We start from the raw sequence: 18,764 nt of genomic DNA on the forward strand, positions 1-18,764 counted from the left end.
TGCAGGGATAATAAATTAACTATTTATCCTTCCGAGTATTAACTCCCAAAAGTTTGTACAAAAGACAATTTCCTGAAAGTCCTGTAAAGAGAGGGATGATTCCTAGCAAACCAAAATATCGGGCATTACCTTCTGCAAAGAAGAACACTGTCAATAATAAAATACCAACAATAATCCTAATCCATTTGTCAGTCTTACCAACATTTTTCATAAAGTATTTCCCCCTTTTTTGTATTTATTTTTATTTACTAATTATAAATTATCATCTATAGAAATAACTTTCTGTATTCTTCATTACAATTCCCAAAATTAAATTGAGTGCAATTGATTTTTAAAAATTAAAACTTTATTTAGAAATTTTCTGCCAGCTGCAGAACCTTTCTTCCAGCAGATCAATTACTTTAAAAAGCAAATATCCCAGCAGGCTGACAGCAATGATACCGCTGTACATCTTCAAATAGTTGACCATTGACCAGCTGTTCATAATATAATATCCAATTCCATAGCTGGTGGCAAAATTTTCAGCAAAAAATAAGACAGCAATACTGCTTCCAATAGTGATTCTTAAAGCGGTAAGTATTCCCGGAAAAACAGCTGGCAGCACCAGATGACGATAAATATCCAGCCTATTCATACCAAGTGAGCGAGCTGATGAAAAGTACTTATTATCTATACTGCGCACTCCATCCCGAGTAGTAACTATAATCTGAAAAATCACTATTGCAATCAGCAAAATTATTTTTGCTAAATCTCCTAATCCAAATAAAAGCATAAAAACCGGCAGGAAAGCTATTTTGGGAATAGGGTACAGCAGATAAATTAAAGGTGCTAAAAATTTATCAATTTCAGGGTGCATTCCCGTCAGCAATCCAACACTTAGCCCAAGTATCAGAGAAATCGTCACTGCAGCTGTGATCCGATAAAAACTAAAAAGCAGGTGGGGTAAAATTTCGCTGCTGAAATTGCTCAAAAAAACCATCATAACTGCTGTAGGTGAGCTGATAATAGCTGAATCAATAGTGAAATAAAGTAAATACCAGACTGCTGCTATTAAAAGTAAAGCATATAGACTGCTCAATTTCTTAGTTTTCGGCTTAAAATTCATTTCAAATTTCTCCTCTACTCTTTTTTGACATTAAATTTCTTAATTTTTTCTGCAGCTCAAAAAATTCTTCTTTTTCCCGCAGATTTTTTTCTCCAAAGTGAGGGTTTTCTAAAAGCTCGACAATTTTTCCAGCTTTAATTACTGCAATTTTATGCCCTAAAAAAGCAGCTTCTGCAATGTCATGGGTCACCAGCACAAAGCTGAAATTATCACGGCTGTGAATTTCTAAAATCAAATTCTGCATTTCTTCTCTGGTCAGTGCATCCAGGGCAGAAAAGGGCTCATCCATCAGCAATAAATCAGGTTCTAAAACCAGTGAGCGCCCTACAGCAACCCGCTGTTTTTGGCCCCCACTTAGTTCTGCTGGATACTTATCTTTAAGCTCAGAAATTTTTAATCTGGCCATGGCTGAATTAACCTTTGTTTTTATTTCAGCAGCTGCTGTCCCTCTAATTTTAAGACCGAGTGCCAGATTATTATAAACTGTTTTCCAGGGAAAAAGTCCATAATCCTGTAAAATCACAGAACTCCTATCTCTAATCCCCTGAAGTGGCTCAGAATTGATTGCAATTTTTCCCTGTTCCGCCTTTTCAAGCCCGGCCAGCAGATAGAGCAGGGTTGTCTTGCCGCAGCCGGAAGGACCGATTACAGCAAGACTTTCCCCCTTCTCTACTTTTAAATTTATATTATTTAAAACTTTTTCTTTCTGGTAGGCAAAACTTAAATCTTTTACCTCTATCATTGACTAATATACTTCCTTTCTACTACCTGCTCATAATCTATATCAATTTTACCCCCGTCTGTTTTCTCGATCCACTCGATAACTCGATTTAAATAAGCTGCAGTTGGTACTCTGCTTAAATGGTACTCGGGCATTGTAATTAAATCTTTAATTGACATGGGCAGCCCTAAACTTTCAATTAAAATTTCTCTGGCTTCTGCATCATCTTTCTGAATCTCTTTAATCGCTCTATTGTAAGCTCTGTGAAAGGCTGCAACTGCTTCCTCTTTATCTGCCAGGGCTTTTTCAGTAAAGATCATTGCCTCCGGGGTAAAATCATATTCATTTTCATAAACTCTTTTTTCTAAACCCTGCAGTTCACCTGTAGACGCCAGTGGTTCAGGGATAACTGCCATTTCCAGCTGGCCTGATTTCAGCATTTCCAGGCGGGCTGGGATTGCCGGTATGTAAATTTTATTCAGTCTATACTTATCTTTTAGAAACTCTTCGGCCAGAAAATTTGTAACACTAATTTCCATCATCCCAATCTGGATCTCCTCTTTTTCTTTAAAATCTTTGCTGACTAAAATAGGAAAACTACCATCAGTGCTGGTTGTAATTTTAACTGGAAAGCCGTTATTAGCATTATTAACAAAGGCTATTAAATCAGTCATTGCACCATCTAGGGCATTAGTCTGCAGAGCAGTCTGTCTGTTAACTGCATTTGTATAAACATCAATTTGGATTTCTAAGTCCTCCTCTTCAAAATAACCTTTTTCCTGGGCCAGCAGAATTGGAGCAGAATCTACAGCTGGCATAATCCCAATCTCTAAATTCATCTCAGCTGCAGCTGTAATTCCGCTCATAATAATAAGTGAAAATAATAACATAAATAGTGATAAAAAAACCATTTTCTTGTTCATTTTTGTTATTCCTCCTAAATTTTAATGCTTTTAAGTCCTTTATCTTCTATTATATAGCTTTTCACTCAACTTTTAAAGTTATTTTTTTCACTATAAATGTCGAAAGTGAATTTTAAAGTACAATATTATATTTTGCAGTTAAAAAATCAAGTATTTCTCTGGCCGAAGGTGGACAACCTTGAACATAGCTTTCTGCTCCACTGCAGCAGCTGCCGATACCTATTCCAGAAACTTCTTCTCCCTGATAGCCCTGACCAATTTTGATTTTTTCCATAATTTTATCAAGCTGCCCGGCTGACTCTATTCGTTTCAAAGCATGAATCAGGCTGCCGTAACAGGCTGAACAGGCATCTTCAGCTTCTGCCCGGTCTGCTAATTTTTTTATCTTGCGGGATGAATAATTAATTGCAGCTGCCCTGTCCTGATTCAGCTCGATAATTTCTGCCTGTGATAAATTTCTGCTGCCAACTCCTATTTGAGCGGCAATTTCAATATACTCTACTTCTGCCGTTGAAAAACCTAAAAGATCTGCTGCATAACTATCCACAAGTACAGGGTCCTGAGCAGCAATCACTCTATTCATTTTGACCGGATTTCCACCCTCTTCAAAATCTAGATCGCCGTAAATTCCGTCAACTATAATTAAGTTTTGTTTTAAAAGCTGATTCAAATAGGCAATCGGTTGGTGCAGTCCCTGGCGGTGAAATTTTCTTTTTTCTTGATCAGAAATACAGCCTTTGAGATTTTTAAGGGCACAGGTAATATTTGTCTGGCAGTGGCCCTTTAGCACTGGAAAATTAATCAGATAATCAGCTCTGAGTGCTTTTTCAGCTATCTCAATTTCCAGTCCTGAATAACTTTTTTTAATAAAATTATCATTTTTTAAATTATACAGCTCCAGGTCATAGTCACGGGCCAGCCTCTGATAACCCGAAACTTCAAAAGCATTTTCTGTAGAGGCTCCAACCCAGGAGCCCTCAATAATCATCAAATTATTAAAACCCTTTTGCTGCAGATATTCAATAACACCTCGCACAATTTCTGGATCAGTAGTTGCTCCCTGATCTGATTTTGTCGCATTAATCAAATTTGGTTTTAAAGCAATCAAGTCATCTTTCTGCAGCTCAGACTCAACTTCTATTTTCTGCAGCAGTTCTTTAACCATCTTTTTTCCCTGATCACCATAGTTGATAAAAATCTGATTTCGCTCCACAAATTTCACCCCACTTGATAAAAGTTACTAGTAAATGGAAAATAATTATCCCGCACCCGGAAGGTGCACTTACTGTTCCTGTAAAAATTCTTTTAAAAGTGCCAGACCTTTTCTTAATTCTTTTTCATTACCAGCAAAACCAATTCTAATAAAATATTCTCTGCCAAAAGCAGCCCCGGGCACAACTAAAACTCCCTTTTTTTGAAAAAGTTTTTTGGCAAAAGTTTCAGAATCTAAATCCAAATTATATTTGATAAAAGCTGTGGTACCTCCATTAGGCTTAATATATTCTACCAGCTCCTCCTCTTCAACCCAGCTGTCAACAATTTTCAGCTGTTTTTTTACTTTTTGAAGATTTCTCTGCAGCAGTTTTTCCTTGTTTTCCAGAGCAATTACCGAAAGATAATCAGAGATCATCGGATTTGAAATTGTAGTATAATCTCGGTGCAGCTGACAGTTTTCTATTACTTCTTCTGGACCGGCTACCCAGCCAACCCGCAAACCGGCTAGTGAAAAGACCTTAGACATACTGCCCACACTAATCCCCTTTTCGTAGAGATCAGCAATAGAGGGAATCTCCTCTTCTAAATCAAAGCCGCGATAAACCTCGTCTGCTAAAATATAGGCGTCAACTGAACGGGCCAGTTCTACTATTTTTTCTAAAAATTTTCTGTTCATTACCACCCCGGAAGGGTTATTGGGGTTATTAATTGCTATCAGTTTTGTCTCTTTGCTGAGCAGGGATTCTAATTTCTCCAGATCAGGCAGAAAGCCATCTTCATAATGCAGTTCTAATTTTTTAACCTCGGCTCCAAAAGACTCTGGAATTGAGTAAAGCTGCTGGTAGGTTGGGAAAACTGAAACTACCTGGTCTCCTGCTTCCACCAGAGAATAGAGGAGCAGAAAGTTTGCCCCGATCGCTCCGTGTGAGGGTAAAATATTTTGCGGCTCAATTGTTTGATAAAGAGAGCTCACTCCTTTTTTGAAAGCCGCTGAACCTTTAATATCACCGTAAGTAAGCTGCATCTTTTTTATTTCTTCCAACTTAGCCTCCGGCTCATCATCCAGATTCAGAAGTTCTTCAACTGTTAAAGATTCTACACAGGTTTCTGCAATATTATATTCAGCATCCATCTCATACTCGTTCATCCACTCTTCTACTTTAAATGCTGCTATCTCCATTTCTTTACCTCCAATTAGTTTGATCATCTATATTTTTATTCTCTTCAAATTTGATTAATTATTCTGATTCCACTACAGGCACTGTTAGGCTTCCCTGGGGCAGAATATAACTTTTATATTTTCCCTGATATTTCTCTTCTAGATATTCAACTGCTTCCTGCAGACTATTCATCTTTTTAGCAAAAATATTTTCTGTCTCAGCCCGGCTCAAGCTGGAAATTAGGATTATTTCCTTTTCAGCTGCTACTTTAGAAATAGCAAAGGCTTTATGACCGCCCAGCACAAATTTTTCTTTAATTCGTTCAATATTAGCTTTGGGTTTTGCTGCCTCGTCCATCCATTTTTTAAAAGTCTCTTCTCCATAGCCTTCTGAACATTCTGCAGCCCAGATGATTGTTCCTCCCTTTTTAACCGCATGGTCTGCATGATCCAGGGCTTTTTGTGCCTGATAGATATTTATATCACGGGGAAAGCCCCCTGAACTGACCAGAGCAACATCTGCTTTTTCAGTCAGAGCTAGATGATACATCTCAGCCGAAACCGAAATTCCAGCTTCCCAGGCCTGACGGTAGTCACCTGCACAGACCTGAACTATTTCGCGGCTGCTGTTGGTGACAACATTGAGAATAAAATCAACCCCAACTTTCGCTGCTGCCTCAAACATCTCCTGGCTGATTGGATTATCTTTTAAGGCAGGGCTTTGGGCGGTTACTTCGACCATCATCGCATGGTTATTTCCAATACTTTCCCGGCCCGCTACTCCGGGTAAAATGGATTTGCGCCCACCGGAAAAACCGGCCATGTAGTGGGGTAAGATTACCCCGGTTGTAATTAAAAAGTCTGCCTCCACTACCCTTTTATTCAGCAGCAGCTGGTTGCCTGTACTCAGCTGACCTAAGTCAGCTAAATCCTGGTCACAGTTGTGGTAAACAAACTCATATTCAGCAGCTACTGCTTCTCCAAATATTTCTCTGTTTTGTGCTTCCGAATGAGGACTGTGAACACCTGTGGCAACAATAAATGTCACCTGTTCTTTTTTTATCCCCGCCTCAGAAATAGTCTGCAGGAGTGGTGGCAGCAGATAATTATAAGGGGTATAGCGAGTTACATCATTAACTACAATTACCAGTTCCTTAATTTCTTCAGCTGCCAAAAGCTCTGCCAGTGGTGCTGTGCCTATGGGCTGCTCTAAGGCTTTTTTCACAGCTTCTTTCGGATCTTTAATTCCTGCTTTTTCATCTGCTCTTAAAATATCAATTACCCGATTTGGCTTAATTTCAAAGTCTAATTTTTTTCTTCCATATTTTAGTTCCATTTCTACTCTACTACTCCTTTTTATCTAATCTTCATTGAGACCGGCCATCCAAAGTAATTCCTGAACTACCAGTGCTCAATCTAATTATTCTGTCCAGCTGTTAATATAGTCTTCCTGTTCTTCTGTCAGCTGATCAATTTCTATGCCTAAAGACTTCAGTTTGTATTCTGCTACCATATTATCTATATCATCAGGGATATTATAGACCTGGGCATCCAAATTCTGATTATGGTTTAAATAAAGCAGTGATGATAACTGCAGAGCAAAGGTCATATCCATAATCTCTGCCGGGTGTCCGTCACCAGCAGCCAGATTAACCAGGCGTCCGTCTGCTAAAAGATAAATTTTTCTGCCATCTTCCATTTCAAATTTCCTGATATTTTTTCGCGCTTCACTAACCTCTACTGCCAGCCTATTTAAAGCAGGCTTTGAGACCTCAACATCAAAGTGGCCGGCGTTGGCTAAAATTGCTCCGTCTTTCATCACCTTTAAGTCTTCTTCATCTATTACATCTCTGCAGCCGGTAACTGTGATGAAAAAATCTCCTTTTTTAGCAGCTTCCCGCATCGGCATTACTTCAAAGCCATCCATCCAGGCCTCACTTGCTTTAACCGGATCAATTTCAGTGACTATTACTCTGGCTCCAAGACCCTTGGCCCGCATAGCCACACCTTTTCCACACCAGCCATAGCCCGCTACCACGGCAGTTTTTCCGGCAACTACCAGATTGGTGGTCCTCATAATTCCGTCCCAGACAGATTGACCTGTACCATAGCGGTTATCAAAAAGAGATTTGCATTTAGCGTCATTTACCGCCATCATAGGAAAGGCCAAAGTTCCCTCACCCTCCATTGCTTCCAGACGGTGGATTCCGGTAGTAGTTTCTTCGGCCCCGCCAATAATATTTTCTAAAAGTTCTCTGCGCTCGGTATGTAAGGTTTCGACCATATCTCCACCGTCATCGATAATTAGATCCGGCTCGATATTTAAAACCTTATTTAAATGCTCTTTATATTCTTCTGGTGTTGAATCATACCAGCTGTGAACCATAACTCCATGAGCTGCCAGACCTGCTGCTACATCATCCTGGGTTGAAAGTGGATTACTGCCGGCAATTGCTACATCTGCTCCCAGCTGACTGATTACATAAGCCATATAGGCAGTTTTAGCTTCTAAGTGAAGGCAGATTGCTAGTGTTTTTCCCGCCAGCGGCTGTGAGTCTTGGTGTTCCTTTAAAATTTCATTTAAGATATCCATCTTATCAGCCACCCACTGAATTTTCCGCCATCCCTCTTCTGCCAGCTCAGGTTTTCTGAGTGTTGATTTAGTAATCATAATTATCCTCCTTATATTTTATAATCTAATAACAATATTTTTTAGAAAATTAAAACCATAAACTATTCTACTATCAAAATAATTATCCGAATTTTTCTCTTATTTATATTTTATCATAGATTTGAATAATGAAAAGAAAAATTGACTAAACTACATATTCATTTATGCTTTCTCACAAAATACTCTGGCAGTATCAGTTTTCTAAAATCAAAAAATGTGATATTCTAATTTTAACAGTGAAAGATGATTATCGAATTGTGGTTTTCGAAAGGGCTGGCTACGGCTGGAGTGAAATAAGTTCTGCTGACAGGGATTTAAAAACTGTACTTAAAGAAACTAGAACAGCTTTAGAACTGGCAGGAGAGAAAGGACCATATGTCTTATTTCCTCACTCTTTAGCAGGTCTGGAAGCAATCTACTGGGCCAATCTTCATCCAGAAGAAATAACAGCAATTATCGGTCTGGATCCTCTTGTTCCCGGTTATATTGAGAAAACAGAAGAAAAACCATCTTTATCTCCATTAATTACTGTCCTGACCCGAACTGGCCTGGTCCGAAATCAGCCTGATGTTTTTGATAATAATTTTGAAGCAGCTAAAAAGGATCTTTTAACAGAAAAGGAAGCTGAAATTTCCAGGACAATCTTTTACCGCCGTGTTCAGACCAAAAACATGTGGGAAGAAGTCGATATGGTAACTGCTAATTCTAAAACAGTTTCTGAACAGGGAAAACCTAAAATTCCCTTTTTTGCTTTTATTTCCAGCCAAAATGAAGAAAAATACTGGCAGGATAGTATAAATAGTTATGTAAAAGCTACTAATGGTGAGTCAATTATTTTAGATGCTGAGCACTATATTCACCTGGATTATCCCGAATTAATCGCAGAAAGAAGCAAGGAAATTATCGAGAAAACAATTAAAAATTAAAACTTATTCTGAACCACTTTTAAAGTCCTCCTGATCCTAATTTAAAATAATATCACTTTTTTGCGATATTTTTCTAAAAAACTGGAAATTTGAGTGTTTTATTTATATAATTAATATTAACTCAATAACTTTAAATTTAATTGGAGGGAAAAAGATGAAGCATAAAATTTCAATATTTTTAATAGCAGCTTTATTGATAACTGGATTTTCTGTAATCAATCTCCAGCAGACAAGAATTAAAGCCGCTGAAGCAGGTACAGAGATTGGAAATAAGGCACCCGATTTTAGCTTAATGAACTTGAATGGTCAGGAAGTTAATTTAAGTGATTACCGAGGTCAAAAAGTTTTTCTAAACTTCTGGGCCAGCTGGTGTCCTCCCTGCAGAAAAGAAATGCCTGATATGGAAAAGCTGTACGAAGAATACGGATCTGAAATTGCTGTTTTAGCAGTCAATATTGGTGAAAGCAAATCCACAGCAGCAAATTTTATGATGGAAAATAATTTAGATTTACCGGTTCTTTTAGATCAGAATAAACGTACTGCCCAAAATTACCTTGTTCGAGCAATACCAACAACCTATATTTTAGATGCAGATGGTATAATTATAGAAAAAACATTTGGTGCTTTAAGCTACCAGAGTATGATGGAGCTTACTGGAATCTAATAACAAATTAAATCATTAAGATGAATCAAATCTAAAAATTAATTATCTCAAGAAATAGTTAAGAGCAGACCCCAGTTTAAAAGCGGGCCTGCTCTTTTTATTTCAATCTTAATTATGATTAATGAAAAACAAAGTAGAATACAAATACTATTCCTAAAACATAAACTAACCAGTGAACATCTTTACCTTTACCAGTAAATAGTTTAACCAGTGGATAAACTACAAAACCAAGGGCAATACCATTAGAAATTGAATATGTTAAAGGCATAGCAATCATTGCTATAAAAGCTGGCAGGATTTCTGTAAAGTCATCCCAGTCCAGTGCTGTGATATTAGTCATCATCATTGTTCCAACAATAATTAGTGCTGGCGCTGTTGCTGCTCCTGGAACTATTCCGATTAACGGCTTAAAGAATAAGGAAAGGAAAAATAGAATAGAAACAACTACACCTGTCAAACCTGTTCTTCCACCTTCAGCTACTCCAGAAGCTGATTCAACATAGGTAGTAACTGTACTTGTTCCAAATAAAGCTCCCCCTGTAGTACCAATCGCATCTGCTAAAAGAGCACGGCTCGCTTTAGGAAGATCACCATTTTCATCAATATAACCTGCCTGCTGACTAACTCCAACCAGAGTTCCTGCTGTATCGAACATATCAACAAAGAGGAAAGAAAGAAGAACTCCGATCATTCCTAAATCTAAAGCTGCACCAATATCCAGTTGAAATAATACACCTGACCAATCTGACATTTTAGGCATGGCAACAATCCCATTAAAAGCTGGTGTAACTCCATTAAGCCAGCCAAAAGCTGTAGATGCTAAAATACCCCAGAGCAAAGCTCCTTTTACTTTTTTAGCATGTAAAATACCGGTAATAATTAAACCAAATAAAGCAACAAGAGCCGGACCCTGTAACATATTACCCATTCCAACCAAAGTTGCATCATTATTAACAACAATTCCCGCATTCTGCAGACCGATAAAAGCTATGAATAAACCAATACCTGTACTAATTCCAGTTTTTAAAGCCATTGGAATACTGTTTACTATCATTTCTCTAACAGGGGTTACACTTAAAATAATAAAAATAACACCTTCTAAAAATATAATACCAAGTGCTGTCTGCCAGCTGACTCCCATTCCAATTACTACAGAATAAGCAAAAAATGCATTAAGCCCCATCCCAGAAGCCAGTGCAAAGGGATAGTTACTCAATAAGGCCATTGCCATTGTACCTAAAATTGCACCCATAATAGTTGCAATAAAAACTCCATCAAAAGGCATACCCGCATCACTTAGGATAGCCGGGTTGACAAATATAATATAGGCCATTGTCATAAAGGTTGTAAATCCAGCTATCACCTCTGTTTTTACATCCGTATTATTTTCCTGCAGTTTAAATAAACTTTCTAAACTCCCATTGTTGCTCATAAAATAAATACCCTCCTAATTTTTTTTAAAATAAGCTAAAATATAAAAAATTCCACCATTTTTCAGATTAAATAGAAAAAACCTGAGAAAATAGATACCCCAACTACAAGGAATCTATCTTCTCAGGTTAATCTGCCCGTTAAGATAAAACATGAATTAAATACATGCATAAATTAGCCATAGAAATAGCTAATTTAATTCCCCCATAGTTGTCAGTTATCGGCTGACACTAGAGACTTGTGAACCATATCATCACAATTATATGAGGTCTATTTAATTTTTATTAATCTTAAAAATAATGATCAAATTTATTTCCACCTATTATTATAGATAAAGTTTGGCTGCTTGTCAATAAAGTTTTAGAAGTCAGACAGCAGAGTTTTAAATATTTAATCAAAACTGTCAAATCACTCTAAAACTAAATCTATATTTTTGAATTTCTGAACATCAAAAAGGCCTCTATCAGTTAATTTCAGCTCTGGGATTACAGTTAAGGCCATAAAAGATAAAGTCATAAAAGGACCATCTCTATTAACTCCCAGATTATTTGCTGTTTTCCTCAGCTGCTCCAGTCTGCTTGCTACTTCTTTAACAGGCTTTAAAGACATTAAACCAGCTACAGGCAGCGGCAGCTTTTCTACAACGGCTCCATCTACTACAATCACCAAGCCGCCCTGCATTTTTTCAATTTCTCTGACAGCCAGCTCCATATCTTCTGCTTTCAAACCAGCTGCTATTATATTATGAGAATCGTGACCAATAGAAGTTGCAACTGCTCCCTGACGCAAACCGAAGTTGCGCAGCAGACCAAGGCCAACATTACCAGTTTTATGATGCCTCTCCACTACAGCCAATTTCACCAGATTCTGACCAATCAGTTCAACTATAGGTGGCTCATCAGCATAATCTGCCTCTGGCTGATATGATGATTGACCTGTTACAATCTGATTCTTTTTTAATTCAATTACCCGGTACTTTTTGGCAGCAGGAAGTTTGAAATTTCCAGCTGAAATATTTCCTAACCTTATTGAATTAAATATTTTTTCTTCTATTTCCTGATTAAAGTGATTATCCTGATTTGATGAGATCTGATCATCTATAGACTTTAAAAGAGTCCCATTTTCAGCTACCAGTTTGCCATCTTTATATACTTTTTCAACTTCAAAATCTCTTAAATTATCTAAAATCAAAAGGTCAGCTCGGTAGCCTGGTGCAACTGCCCCCAGATTTTTTAACCCCAGAGCCTCAGCTGCATTAATAGCTGCCATTTTTACTGCCCTTAAAGGTGATAATCCATACTGAATGGCCTTCCGCACAGCATAATCTATCTGCCCTTCTCTAATTAAATCACCTGGATGCCTGTCATCTGTAGCAAAAAGGAAACGAGAAGAGTTGCTGCTGGTAACTGCCGGTAGTAGACTAACTAAATCACGGGTCACGGAACCCTCGCGAATCATAATATACATTCCTTTTGAAACTTTCTCTAAAGCTTCAGCAGCATTAGTTGCCTCATGATCAGCTGCAGCACCTGACAATAGATAAGCATTCAAATCTTTTCCCAGGAGCCCGGGAGCATGTCCATCTTTAAATAAATCAGCAGCCATTTCAATTTTATCCCAAATTTCTTTTTCACCCCTGATAACAGCTGGAAAGTTCATCAGCTCGCCCAGACCAAAAATACCCTCTTTTCCGATCAAGGTTTTTAAGTCTTCTGCACTTAATTCAGCCCCTGGATGCTCAAACTCAGAAGCTGGCACACAGGAAGGCAGCATTAGATAAAAATTCCAGGGCTGAGCTTTTCCTGCTTCTAACAAATATTTGATTCCTGTTATTCCTGCCACATTTGCAATTTCATGGGGGTCAGCTACAATTGTTGTAGTTCCTCGTGGAATAACAACCCGGGCAAACTGATCAACATTTGTCATTGAAGATTCAAGATGGAGATGAGCATCGATTAAAGCTGGGCTAACTATTTTTCCGGCTAGATCAATTTCTTCTTTCCCTTCATAAACACCAGTTCCGATTATAATGCCCTCCGCTACTGCAATATCATCTTCCAGGAGCCGTTCATTAAAGACATCGACAAAAAGCGCATTTTTAAATACTTTATCTGCCTTTTCCAAACCACTAGCCTGTTTTAGTAGTCGTTTATTCAGCATCAGCTCCTCCTATCTATAGGTGAAGACACCCGATTTCCCGGATGCCTGCTGTTCACTAAAGCTATTTAAAATTTTAATCAGTATGCTCAATCTGATAGCTGGAAGTAATTTCTGCATTAAGCGAGTTGCTGGCTGAACAGTATTTTTCTTCCGACAGTTTTATTGCCCGCTCAACCTTTCTTTCGTCCAGTTTTTTACCTTTTAGTTTATATTTAATCTTGATTTTGGTAAAACGCTTTGGAGCTTCTTCTGCTCTTTCAGCCTCAACCTCCATCTCAAAATCTTCCAACTCAGTTTTCATCTTATTTAAAATCAAAACTACATCAATTCCGGTACATCCTGCTAATCCACTGAGCAGCAGTTCCATCGGTCGTGGACCTTTGTTCTGACCTCCGCTTGCTTCTGCTGCATCAACAGTTAAATCATGTCCTGAAGGGAAATGATTATTGAACTCTAATCCTCCCTGCCAATCTACATTTATCTTCATTTTGTACCTCCTTTATCAATCATCACTATGATCGTCACAATCCTGACAAGGTTTTACCTTTCTTCTTTCGCCATGTCGGTGAGCTCTATTTCTTCTCATTTTTTTACCGCACTCAGGACAGTGACCCGGTCTTACCAATCTATAATCTCCACCCTCAAATTTAATTGCCTTCCCACAGGTCAAAGCCTCTGCTGCTTTTTTACGAGCTGAAGTTAAAACCCTTTGAAAAGTAGGGCGGGAAACACTCATTATCTCTGCTGCCTCAGCCTGAGTTAGACCTTCAACATCTTTTAAACGAAGTGATTCAACCTCTTCCATAGTCATTTCAACTGTTTCTAACTGATGAGCTGGAACTCCTGCCGGTTTAAAAAATCTTATCTCAGGTAATTTTTCTATAATTCTATCTTTTGTTGGACGAGCCATAGTTTTCACTCCTGTTACAATTTATTAAAGTATAGTAAAACACTTCATTATAATTATAACAGATTAGTGGTCAAAGAACAAAATTATAATTTCTTTTCAGCCACCATACCTAGGATAGCTACAGCATCCTTTGGTCCGGAGTAAGGTGGTGCATAAGCAAGATCAACCTGGAATAGTTCATCAGCTGTCATGCGGTTATAAACAGCAGTCGCTAAAACATCAATTCTCTTATCTGAACCATCTCCACCAATCACCTCTGCTCCAACAATGACTCCATTTTCTCTATCAAAAATACCTCTTAAGTGAATATCATCTGTTCCAGGATAATAACCGGCATGGTTATGAGCTTTAACTTTAACAGCAACAGCATCAATCCCTTCAGCCTCTGCCTCTTCTAAATCCAGCCCGGTTTTGGCAACTGTTAGATCAAAAACTTTTGTAATCCCTGTTTTTAAAATCCCATAGTGTTTCGCCTCTCCACCAGCAGCATTTTCTCCTGCAGTTCTTCCCTGCTTATTAGCTGTAGAACCCAGCGGTACCCAGACATCTTTGTTTGTCAATAAGTCAGTTGACTCAGCACAATCACCAGCAGCATAAATACCTTTGATGTTGGTTTCCAGCTTTTCATTTACTTTGATTGCACCAGTTTCTCCTACTTCAATTCCAGCAGCTTCTGCCAGCTTCGAATTAGCCTTAACTCCAATTGATAATAGAGCTAAATCTGCTTCAACTTCTTTACCGGAGCCGGTCACAACCTTTTCTACTTCACCATTACCTTCGAAATGATCAACACCATCACCTAAAATTAATTCAACCCCTTTTTCTTTTAGATGATCTTCCACAAGGACTGCCATTTCTTTACTAAACGGCGGCAGCACCTGATCCTCAAGCTCAACTACCGTAACTTCCATCCCTAATTCACTGAAGGATTCTGCCATTTCCAGTCCAATTAGACCAGCCCCAATGATTACCGCCTTCTTAACATCATCTCTTTTTACAGTATCTTTTATTTTATCAGCACTTTCTACAGATCTGAGTGTGAAAATATTTTCTAAATCGATTCCCTCAAATGGAGGTTTGATTGGTGCTGCACCGGTGGCAATAATCAGTTTATCAAATTCATATTCCCCAATTTCATTATTTCTTAAATTTTTAAAATTAAACTTTTTGTTTTCAGCATCTATTTTAGTTATCTCGTGTTCTAAACGAACCTCAACCTTATATTTATCCTCAAAGTCCTGAGCTGTATTCATCACTACATTATAGCGTGACGGAGTGACTCCAGAAATATAGTATGGAAGTCCACAGCCAGCATAAGAAATATCTCTCCCCTTTTCGAAGATAACAATTTCTGCATCCTTATTGGTTCTTCTAGCTTTAGCTGCAGCACTTGTACCTGCTGCAACAGCTCCGATTACTGCAATTCTCATTATCAATTCCCCCTAATAAATTTTAAAGACTAGCATTTGTTTTTTTCTACCACTCTAAATAAACTCCACTTGTATCACTAATTAAGTTATTGATTGCTTTATCTATTTTATCTTCTCTACCAGCTAAATACAGTAAAGCTGCCAACACACCTGGAGCTGCAGCGTGAACCTCACCACCCAAATAAAATATTTGGATGGAGCTTCTAACTACTTCATATAGATTAAAACTCAACCTATATTACTAGGTTAGTTTACAAGATGTTTGGTTTTTAAGTCGCACCAGGGGCACACCCTATCTAAACAGAACATACAAGCACTGTTTAAGGTTGCCTCCTAAGTTATTAGGATACCCTTAATCTTGAAGGATTGGCCACATATCCATTATCTCTCGCCTGTTTAATAGGTCTGAGAATACATTTATTTTTTAGGTATTTGCGAAGAATATTAAGACTGCCATTCTGATCTGCATTAATTAATAGACCTTGATTAGTTTTAAAGAGACCTCTTTTAATTCTTCTGGATTTATTATAGTTGCTTTTATTTGTTTTTTCTAGATCTAGTGCACTACAGCCAGAAGTATAGCTTTCATTAATTTTAACAACTTTGATACCATTTAATTTAGCTTTATATTCAATTAGTTCAACTAATCTCTGAATTGGTATTTGGACAAAAGACTTAAGCTTGCTGCTTTGCTTAATATTTTTTATATCTCCAATTACAATAATAGCTACCTTATTTCCAACTGCTAAATCAACTATTTTCCAACTTGCTTTATGGAGATAATCTCTAATATAATTTCTTCTCTTTAATCTGAGTCTTTTTATCTCGCTGGTATCTTTAATTTTACTGGTACCCAGCTGTTTCATTCTAATACTCTGCAGTCTTGCAATTTTTTTATTATAGTAAGCATTTTTAGATTTAATAGTTTTGCCATTGATAATATAACACTCAGAATTATTTTTAAATGTTAAGGTAGCTAAATTATCAAGCCCCAAATCTACTGCCATCATGTTGGATTTCTTACTTTCTTTTGCTTCTTTAGCTTTGTAGATAATTAAAAGATACCATTTTTTAGAGATGTGATTCTGCTTGATCTTTATCTGCTGAACAGCATCTAAATCTACAATGCTTTGAACTGCTTCAGGCAGCTCAAAATTAAGAGCTTTCACATTATATTTAGATTGTATCCTTTTAGATAAGGACAAAAGCAATTTATCATCTCTAATTCTAATAGCTAAGTTGGTAAATATTATTTCGCAGGGGTTGCTGTTTAAATATTTAAAATTTGGTGGCCCTGGCTGCCCTTTATATTTTTGAGGATTCTTATTATAATCTTTGAGAGAAGCAAAAAAACTTTTCCAGTCCTGAGCTAACTGTTTTAATGCCTGCTGCCTATTATGAGAATGAAGGTATTCATTATGCCAGTTATTTTTAAACTGTTTTTCTAATTGAGTATAGACAGGTTTTTGCTCTTTATTATTTTTTACTTTATAATTAACTGTATTATATAATTTAGAGCAATGCCAGGCTAATTCCCTAATTATCACTAACTGCTTATGGTTTAATTTAGGCTTAAATTTAAATGATAACCGCATTGATTTTTCACCCCCATTCTATTATAATTATACCATACATATGTTTGTATGTAAAAGAAAAAATTGAGCTTTAATTTTTATGAATAGAGACTTAAATAACAATTATCTAGGTTAGTCAATACATTAAAAACTGTATCTTCAAGACTTATCAAAAAGCAATATGAACAATATTTGAAAAAATATTATTGGAAGTCTGCTTTTTGGTCTAAGAGCTACTGTATTGTATCTACGGGTGTTGCTACTATTGAGATGATCAAAAATATATTGAAAATCAAAGTAAATAGCCAATTCATCTCCACCCAATGCATAGCTTGGATGGAGTTTTCTTGGCAGTTTTAGATAAAAGAGACCACATAATGCCGAAAGACGGCCAATATATACCTTGGCATAATGACCCACCAAATGCGTATTCATAGTTGCCTTAAATATACTATTCTAGATTTCTTATTTACTTCCTTGTCTCAAAATTAATAATTATTATCACTGGATTAAAAAATCCTTGATGAAGGCCCGACTGGCAGAGCTAATAGCCTGAAAATTTTAAATTATATTTTTTTAAAAAATTTCTTGACCTGGTCTTAATCTTATGCTATTATATTTATTGCAGTCGCAAAAACTGCCTAAAAATTTGCCCTCATCGTCTAGGGGTCCAGGACACCAGGTTTTCATCCTGGCGGCAGGGGTTCGAATCCCCTTGAGGGTACCATTTTTGATACTAAGACAGCCATTCGGCTGTCTTTTTTTTATGTGCATTTATGTGCACCTTCCGTTTATAGGACAAATATTTTCTATTTGTTTTCACTCTTTCAGCTTATTATTTAATTCAATTTTTATCTATTTCAAAACTGACTTTAGACTTATTCTATGTTATAATTTAAGCAAATATTCTAAATATAAAGTTAAATTTTCAGGAGGGTTAGAATGAAAATATCAGCAGAAAAGCATGTCTATTCGATGTCAGCTCACAATAAACCAACGGCCAGCTGTCAGCCGGGAGAAACAGTTATTTTTGAAACTCAAGATTGTTTTAGCAACCAGATAAATAGTGAAGATATACTATTTGAATCAACTGACTGGGAAACCATCAATCCTGCTACCGGTCCTTTAGAAATTAAAGGAGCGAAAATTGGTGATACCCTTAAAGTAGAAGTTGAAAAAATTGAATTAAATAATCAGGGTGTTATGATTTCTTCACCTGACATGGGCTATATGGAAGAGTTTATCACTGAATCGGAAACTAAAATTATTCCGATAGAAAATGGTAAAGCTATCTTTAACGATAAAATAAAAATTGATTTGAATCCCATGATTGGAGTTATCGGGACCTCACCAGGTAAAGATGAAGAAGCAGTTCCCTGTGGTACACCAGCTTCCCACGGTGGTAATATGGATACAAAGGTGATTCAGGAAGGAGCAACACTTTATTTCCCTGTGAAAGTCCCTGGAGCAATGCTTGCTATGGGTGATCTGCATGCTGCCATGGGAGATGGAGAAGTTGGAGTAACAGGTATTGAAATTGCTGGAGAGGTAACTGTTAAGGTTGATCTAATTAAGGATAAAGAGCTCAGTGATCCAATGGTAGAAACTGAAGCTGCTTTTTATACAATTGCTTCTGGAGCTAATGTAGATGCAGCAGTCAAAAAAGCCAGCAATAATATGTTTAGGTTTTTAAAAGAACGCTTAGACCTTTCAAATAATGAACTTAATATGCTGATGAGTGTTATCTGTGATCTGCAGATTAGTCAGGTTGTAGATCCTCAAAAAACTGCCCGTATGCGGGTTGATAAAAAAATCTTACAGGAATATAATTTGAAGTATTAATTTGAAAGTATTAGATTTATAAATAAATACAGC

General features: G+C 37.1%; 18 protein-coding genes, 1 tRNA gene and 1 riboswitch. Of the genes, 5 read left to right on the forward strand and 14 right to left on the reverse strand.

Features of this window, described 5'->3' with window-relative positions:
* Positions 1-19: 19 nt before the first annotated feature.
* The 8 genes from ACZ446_RS12335 to ACZ446_RS12370 all read right to left on the reverse strand — a co-directional run bounded on the left by ACZ446_RS12335 (position 20) and on the right by ACZ446_RS12370 (position 7,794).
* Positions 20-211: a YgaP family membrane protein gene (locus ACZ446_RS12335; RefSeq protein ID WP_464392853.1), complete on the reverse strand. Its 192-nt coding sequence runs from the start codon at positions 209-211 to the stop codon at positions 20-22.
* Between the two features lie 135 nt (positions 212-346).
* Positions 347-1,105, reverse strand: a complete 759-nt coding sequence (locus ACZ446_RS12340) for an ABC transporter permease (RefSeq protein ID WP_464392854.1) — start codon at positions 1,103-1,105, stop codon at positions 347-349.
* A gap of 1 nt (position 1,106) precedes the next feature.
* Positions 1,107-1,847 (reverse strand): ABC transporter ATP-binding protein, encoded by a 741-nt coding sequence (locus ACZ446_RS12345; protein WP_464392855.1) that lies wholly within the window; start codon positions 1,845-1,847, stop codon positions 1,107-1,109.
* Positions 1,844-2,749, reverse strand: a complete 906-nt coding sequence (locus ACZ446_RS12350; protein ID WP_464392856.1) for an ABC transporter substrate-binding protein — start codon at positions 2,747-2,749, stop codon at positions 1,844-1,846. The genes ACZ446_RS12345 and ACZ446_RS12350 overlap by 4 nt, the downstream gene beginning before the upstream one ends.
* A 112-nt stretch (positions 2,750-2,861) precedes the next feature.
* Complete coding sequence (locus tag ACZ446_RS12355; protein ID WP_464392857.1) at positions 2,862-3,962, reverse strand: DUF362 domain-containing protein; 1,101 nt, start codon at positions 3,960-3,962, stop codon at positions 2,862-2,864.
* A 69-nt stretch (positions 3,963-4,031) separates the two neighbouring features.
* Positions 4,032-5,144 carry an aminotransferase gene (locus ACZ446_RS12360; protein ID WP_464392858.1) on the reverse strand — a complete coding sequence of 371 codons (1,113 nt, stop codon included), beginning with the start codon at positions 5,142-5,144 and terminating at the stop codon, positions 4,032-4,034.
* A gap of 58 nt (positions 5,145-5,202) precedes the next feature.
* Positions 5,203-6,459 (reverse strand): nickel-dependent malate racemase, LarAH6 family, encoded by a 1,257-nt coding sequence (larAH6, locus tag ACZ446_RS12365; RefSeq protein WP_464392859.1) that lies wholly within the window; start codon positions 6,457-6,459, stop codon positions 5,203-5,205.
* Positions 6,460-6,543: 84 nt separating this feature from the next.
* Positions 6,544-7,794, reverse strand: coding sequence for an adenosylhomocysteinase (locus ACZ446_RS12370; RefSeq protein WP_464392860.1), 1,251 nt, complete (start codon positions 7,792-7,794; stop codon positions 6,544-6,546).
* A 164-nt stretch (positions 7,795-7,958) separates the two neighbouring features.
* Between ACZ446_RS12370 and ACZ446_RS12375 the strand changes: the two genes are divergently transcribed.
* Both ACZ446_RS12375 and ACZ446_RS12380 read left to right on the forward strand, forming a co-directional pair.
* Positions 7,959-8,720, forward strand: a complete 762-nt coding sequence (locus ACZ446_RS12375; protein WP_464392861.1) for an alpha/beta fold hydrolase — start codon at positions 7,959-7,961, stop codon at positions 8,718-8,720.
* Between the two features lie 154 nt (positions 8,721-8,874).
* Positions 8,875-9,384 carry a TlpA family protein disulfide reductase gene (locus ACZ446_RS12380; RefSeq protein ID WP_464392862.1) on the forward strand — a complete coding sequence of 170 codons (510 nt, stop codon included), beginning with the start codon at positions 8,875-8,877 and terminating at the stop codon, positions 9,382-9,384.
* Between the two features lie 118 nt (positions 9,385-9,502).
* Here the strand turns inward: ACZ446_RS12380 and ACZ446_RS12385 are convergent, their stop codons facing one another.
* From ACZ446_RS12385 to ACZ446_RS12410, 6 genes are all read right to left on the reverse strand, one after another.
* A complete protein-coding gene (locus ACZ446_RS12385) occupies positions 9,503-10,816 on the reverse strand; it encodes an NCS2 family permease (protein ID WP_464392863.1) in 1,314 nt (437 codons plus the stop codon).
* 186 nt (positions 10,817-11,002) lie between these two features.
* A riboswitch (purine riboswitch) is annotated at positions 11,003-11,102 on the reverse strand.
* A gap of 121 nt (positions 11,103-11,223) precedes the next feature.
* Positions 11,224-12,975 carry an adenine deaminase gene (gene ade / locus ACZ446_RS12390; RefSeq protein WP_464392864.1) on the reverse strand — a complete coding sequence of 584 codons (1,752 nt, stop codon included), beginning with the start codon at positions 12,973-12,975 and terminating at the stop codon, positions 11,224-11,226.
* Positions 12,976-13,048: 73 nt separating this feature from the next.
* Positions 13,049-13,462: an OsmC family protein gene (locus tag ACZ446_RS12395; protein WP_464392865.1), complete on the reverse strand. Its 414-nt coding sequence runs from the start codon at positions 13,460-13,462 to the stop codon at positions 13,049-13,051.
* 15 nt (positions 13,463-13,477) lie between these two features.
* Positions 13,478-13,885: a DUF134 domain-containing protein gene (locus ACZ446_RS12400; protein WP_464392866.1), complete on the reverse strand. Its 408-nt coding sequence runs from the start codon at positions 13,883-13,885 to the stop codon at positions 13,478-13,480.
* Positions 13,886-13,968: 83 nt separating this feature from the next.
* Positions 13,969-15,315 carry an FAD-dependent oxidoreductase gene (locus tag ACZ446_RS12405; protein WP_464392867.1) on the reverse strand — a complete coding sequence of 449 codons (1,347 nt, stop codon included), beginning with the start codon at positions 15,313-15,315 and terminating at the stop codon, positions 13,969-13,971.
* 341 nt (positions 15,316-15,656) lie between these two features.
* Positions 15,657-16,910 carry an RNA-guided endonuclease InsQ/TnpB family protein gene (locus ACZ446_RS12410; RefSeq protein WP_464392868.1) on the reverse strand — a complete coding sequence of 418 codons (1,254 nt, stop codon included), beginning with the start codon at positions 16,908-16,910 and terminating at the stop codon, positions 15,657-15,659.
* 147 nt (positions 16,911-17,057) lie between these two features.
* Here ACZ446_RS12410 and ACZ446_RS12415 point away from each other — a divergent pair, with 147 nt between their 5' ends.
* The 3 genes from ACZ446_RS12415 to ACZ446_RS12425 all read left to right on the forward strand — a co-directional run bounded on the left by ACZ446_RS12415 (position 17,058) and on the right by ACZ446_RS12425 (position 18,731).
* A complete protein-coding gene (locus ACZ446_RS12415; protein WP_464394407.1) occupies positions 17,058-17,249 on the forward strand; it encodes a transposase in 192 nt (63 codons plus the stop codon).
* A gap of 291 nt (positions 17,250-17,540) precedes the next feature.
* Positions 17,541-17,616: transfer RNA gene (locus ACZ446_RS12420), tRNA-Glu, on the forward strand.
* A 215-nt stretch (positions 17,617-17,831) separates the two neighbouring features.
* Positions 17,832-18,731, forward strand: coding sequence for an acetamidase/formamidase family protein (locus ACZ446_RS12425; RefSeq protein ID WP_464392869.1), 900 nt, complete (start codon positions 17,832-17,834; stop codon positions 18,729-18,731).
* Positions 18,732-18,764 lie beyond the last annotated feature (33 nt).

Source organism: Halanaerobium sehlinense (assembly GCF_055379485.1).

Excerpts from the sequence above, each read along its gene's own strand:
- ACZ446_RS12335 (WP_464392853.1), bottom strand. The coding sequence starts at position 211 with ATGAAAAATGTTGGTAAGACTGACAAATGGATTAGGATTATTGTTGGT.
- ACZ446_RS12340 (WP_464392854.1), bottom strand. The coding sequence starts at position 1,105 with ATGAATTTTAAGCCGAAAACTAAGAAATTGAGCAGTCTATATGCTTTA.
- ACZ446_RS12345 (WP_464392855.1), bottom strand. The coding sequence starts at position 1,847 with ATGATAGAGGTAAAAGATTTAAGTTTTGCCTACCAGAAAGAAAAAGTT.
- ACZ446_RS12350 (WP_464392856.1), bottom strand. The coding sequence starts at position 2,749 with ATGAACAAGAAAATGGTTTTTTTATCACTATTTATGTTATTATTTTCA.
- ACZ446_RS12360 (WP_464392858.1), bottom strand. The coding sequence starts at position 5,144 with ATGGAGATAGCAGCATTTAAAGTAGAAGAGTGGATGAACGAGTATGAG.
- larAH6 (WP_464392859.1), bottom strand. The coding sequence starts at position 6,459 with ATGGAACTAAAATATGGAAGAAAAAAATTAGACTTTGAAATTAAGCCA.
- ACZ446_RS12370 (WP_464392860.1), bottom strand. The coding sequence starts at position 7,794 with ATGATTACTAAATCAACACTCAGAAAACCTGAGCTGGCAGAAGAGGGA.
- ACZ446_RS12375 (WP_464392861.1), top strand. The coding sequence starts at position 7,959 with ATGCTTTCTCACAAAATACTCTGGCAGTATCAGTTTTCTAAAATCAAA.
- ACZ446_RS12380 (WP_464392862.1), top strand. The coding sequence starts at position 8,875 with ATGAAGCATAAAATTTCAATATTTTTAATAGCAGCTTTATTGATAACT.
- ACZ446_RS12385 (WP_464392863.1), bottom strand. The coding sequence starts at position 10,816 with ATGAGCAACAATGGGAGTTTAGAAAGTTTATTTAAACTGCAGGAAAAT.
- ade (WP_464392864.1), bottom strand. The coding sequence starts at position 12,975 with ATGCTGAATAAACGACTACTAAAACAGGCTAGTGGTTTGGAAAAGGCA.
- ACZ446_RS12395 (WP_464392865.1), bottom strand. The coding sequence starts at position 13,462 with ATGAAGATAAATGTAGATTGGCAGGGAGGATTAGAGTTCAATAATCAT.
- ACZ446_RS12400 (WP_464392866.1), bottom strand. The coding sequence starts at position 13,885 with ATGGCTCGTCCAACAAAAGATAGAATTATAGAAAAATTACCTGAGATA.
- ACZ446_RS12405 (WP_464392867.1), bottom strand. The coding sequence starts at position 15,315 with ATGAGAATTGCAGTAATCGGAGCTGTTGCAGCAGGTACAAGTGCTGCA.
- ACZ446_RS12410 (WP_464392868.1), bottom strand. The coding sequence starts at position 16,910 with ATGCGGTTATCATTTAAATTTAAGCCTAAATTAAACCATAAGCAGTTA.
- ACZ446_RS12425 (WP_464392869.1), top strand. The coding sequence starts at position 17,832 with ATGAAAATATCAGCAGAAAAGCATGTCTATTCGATGTCAGCTCACAAT.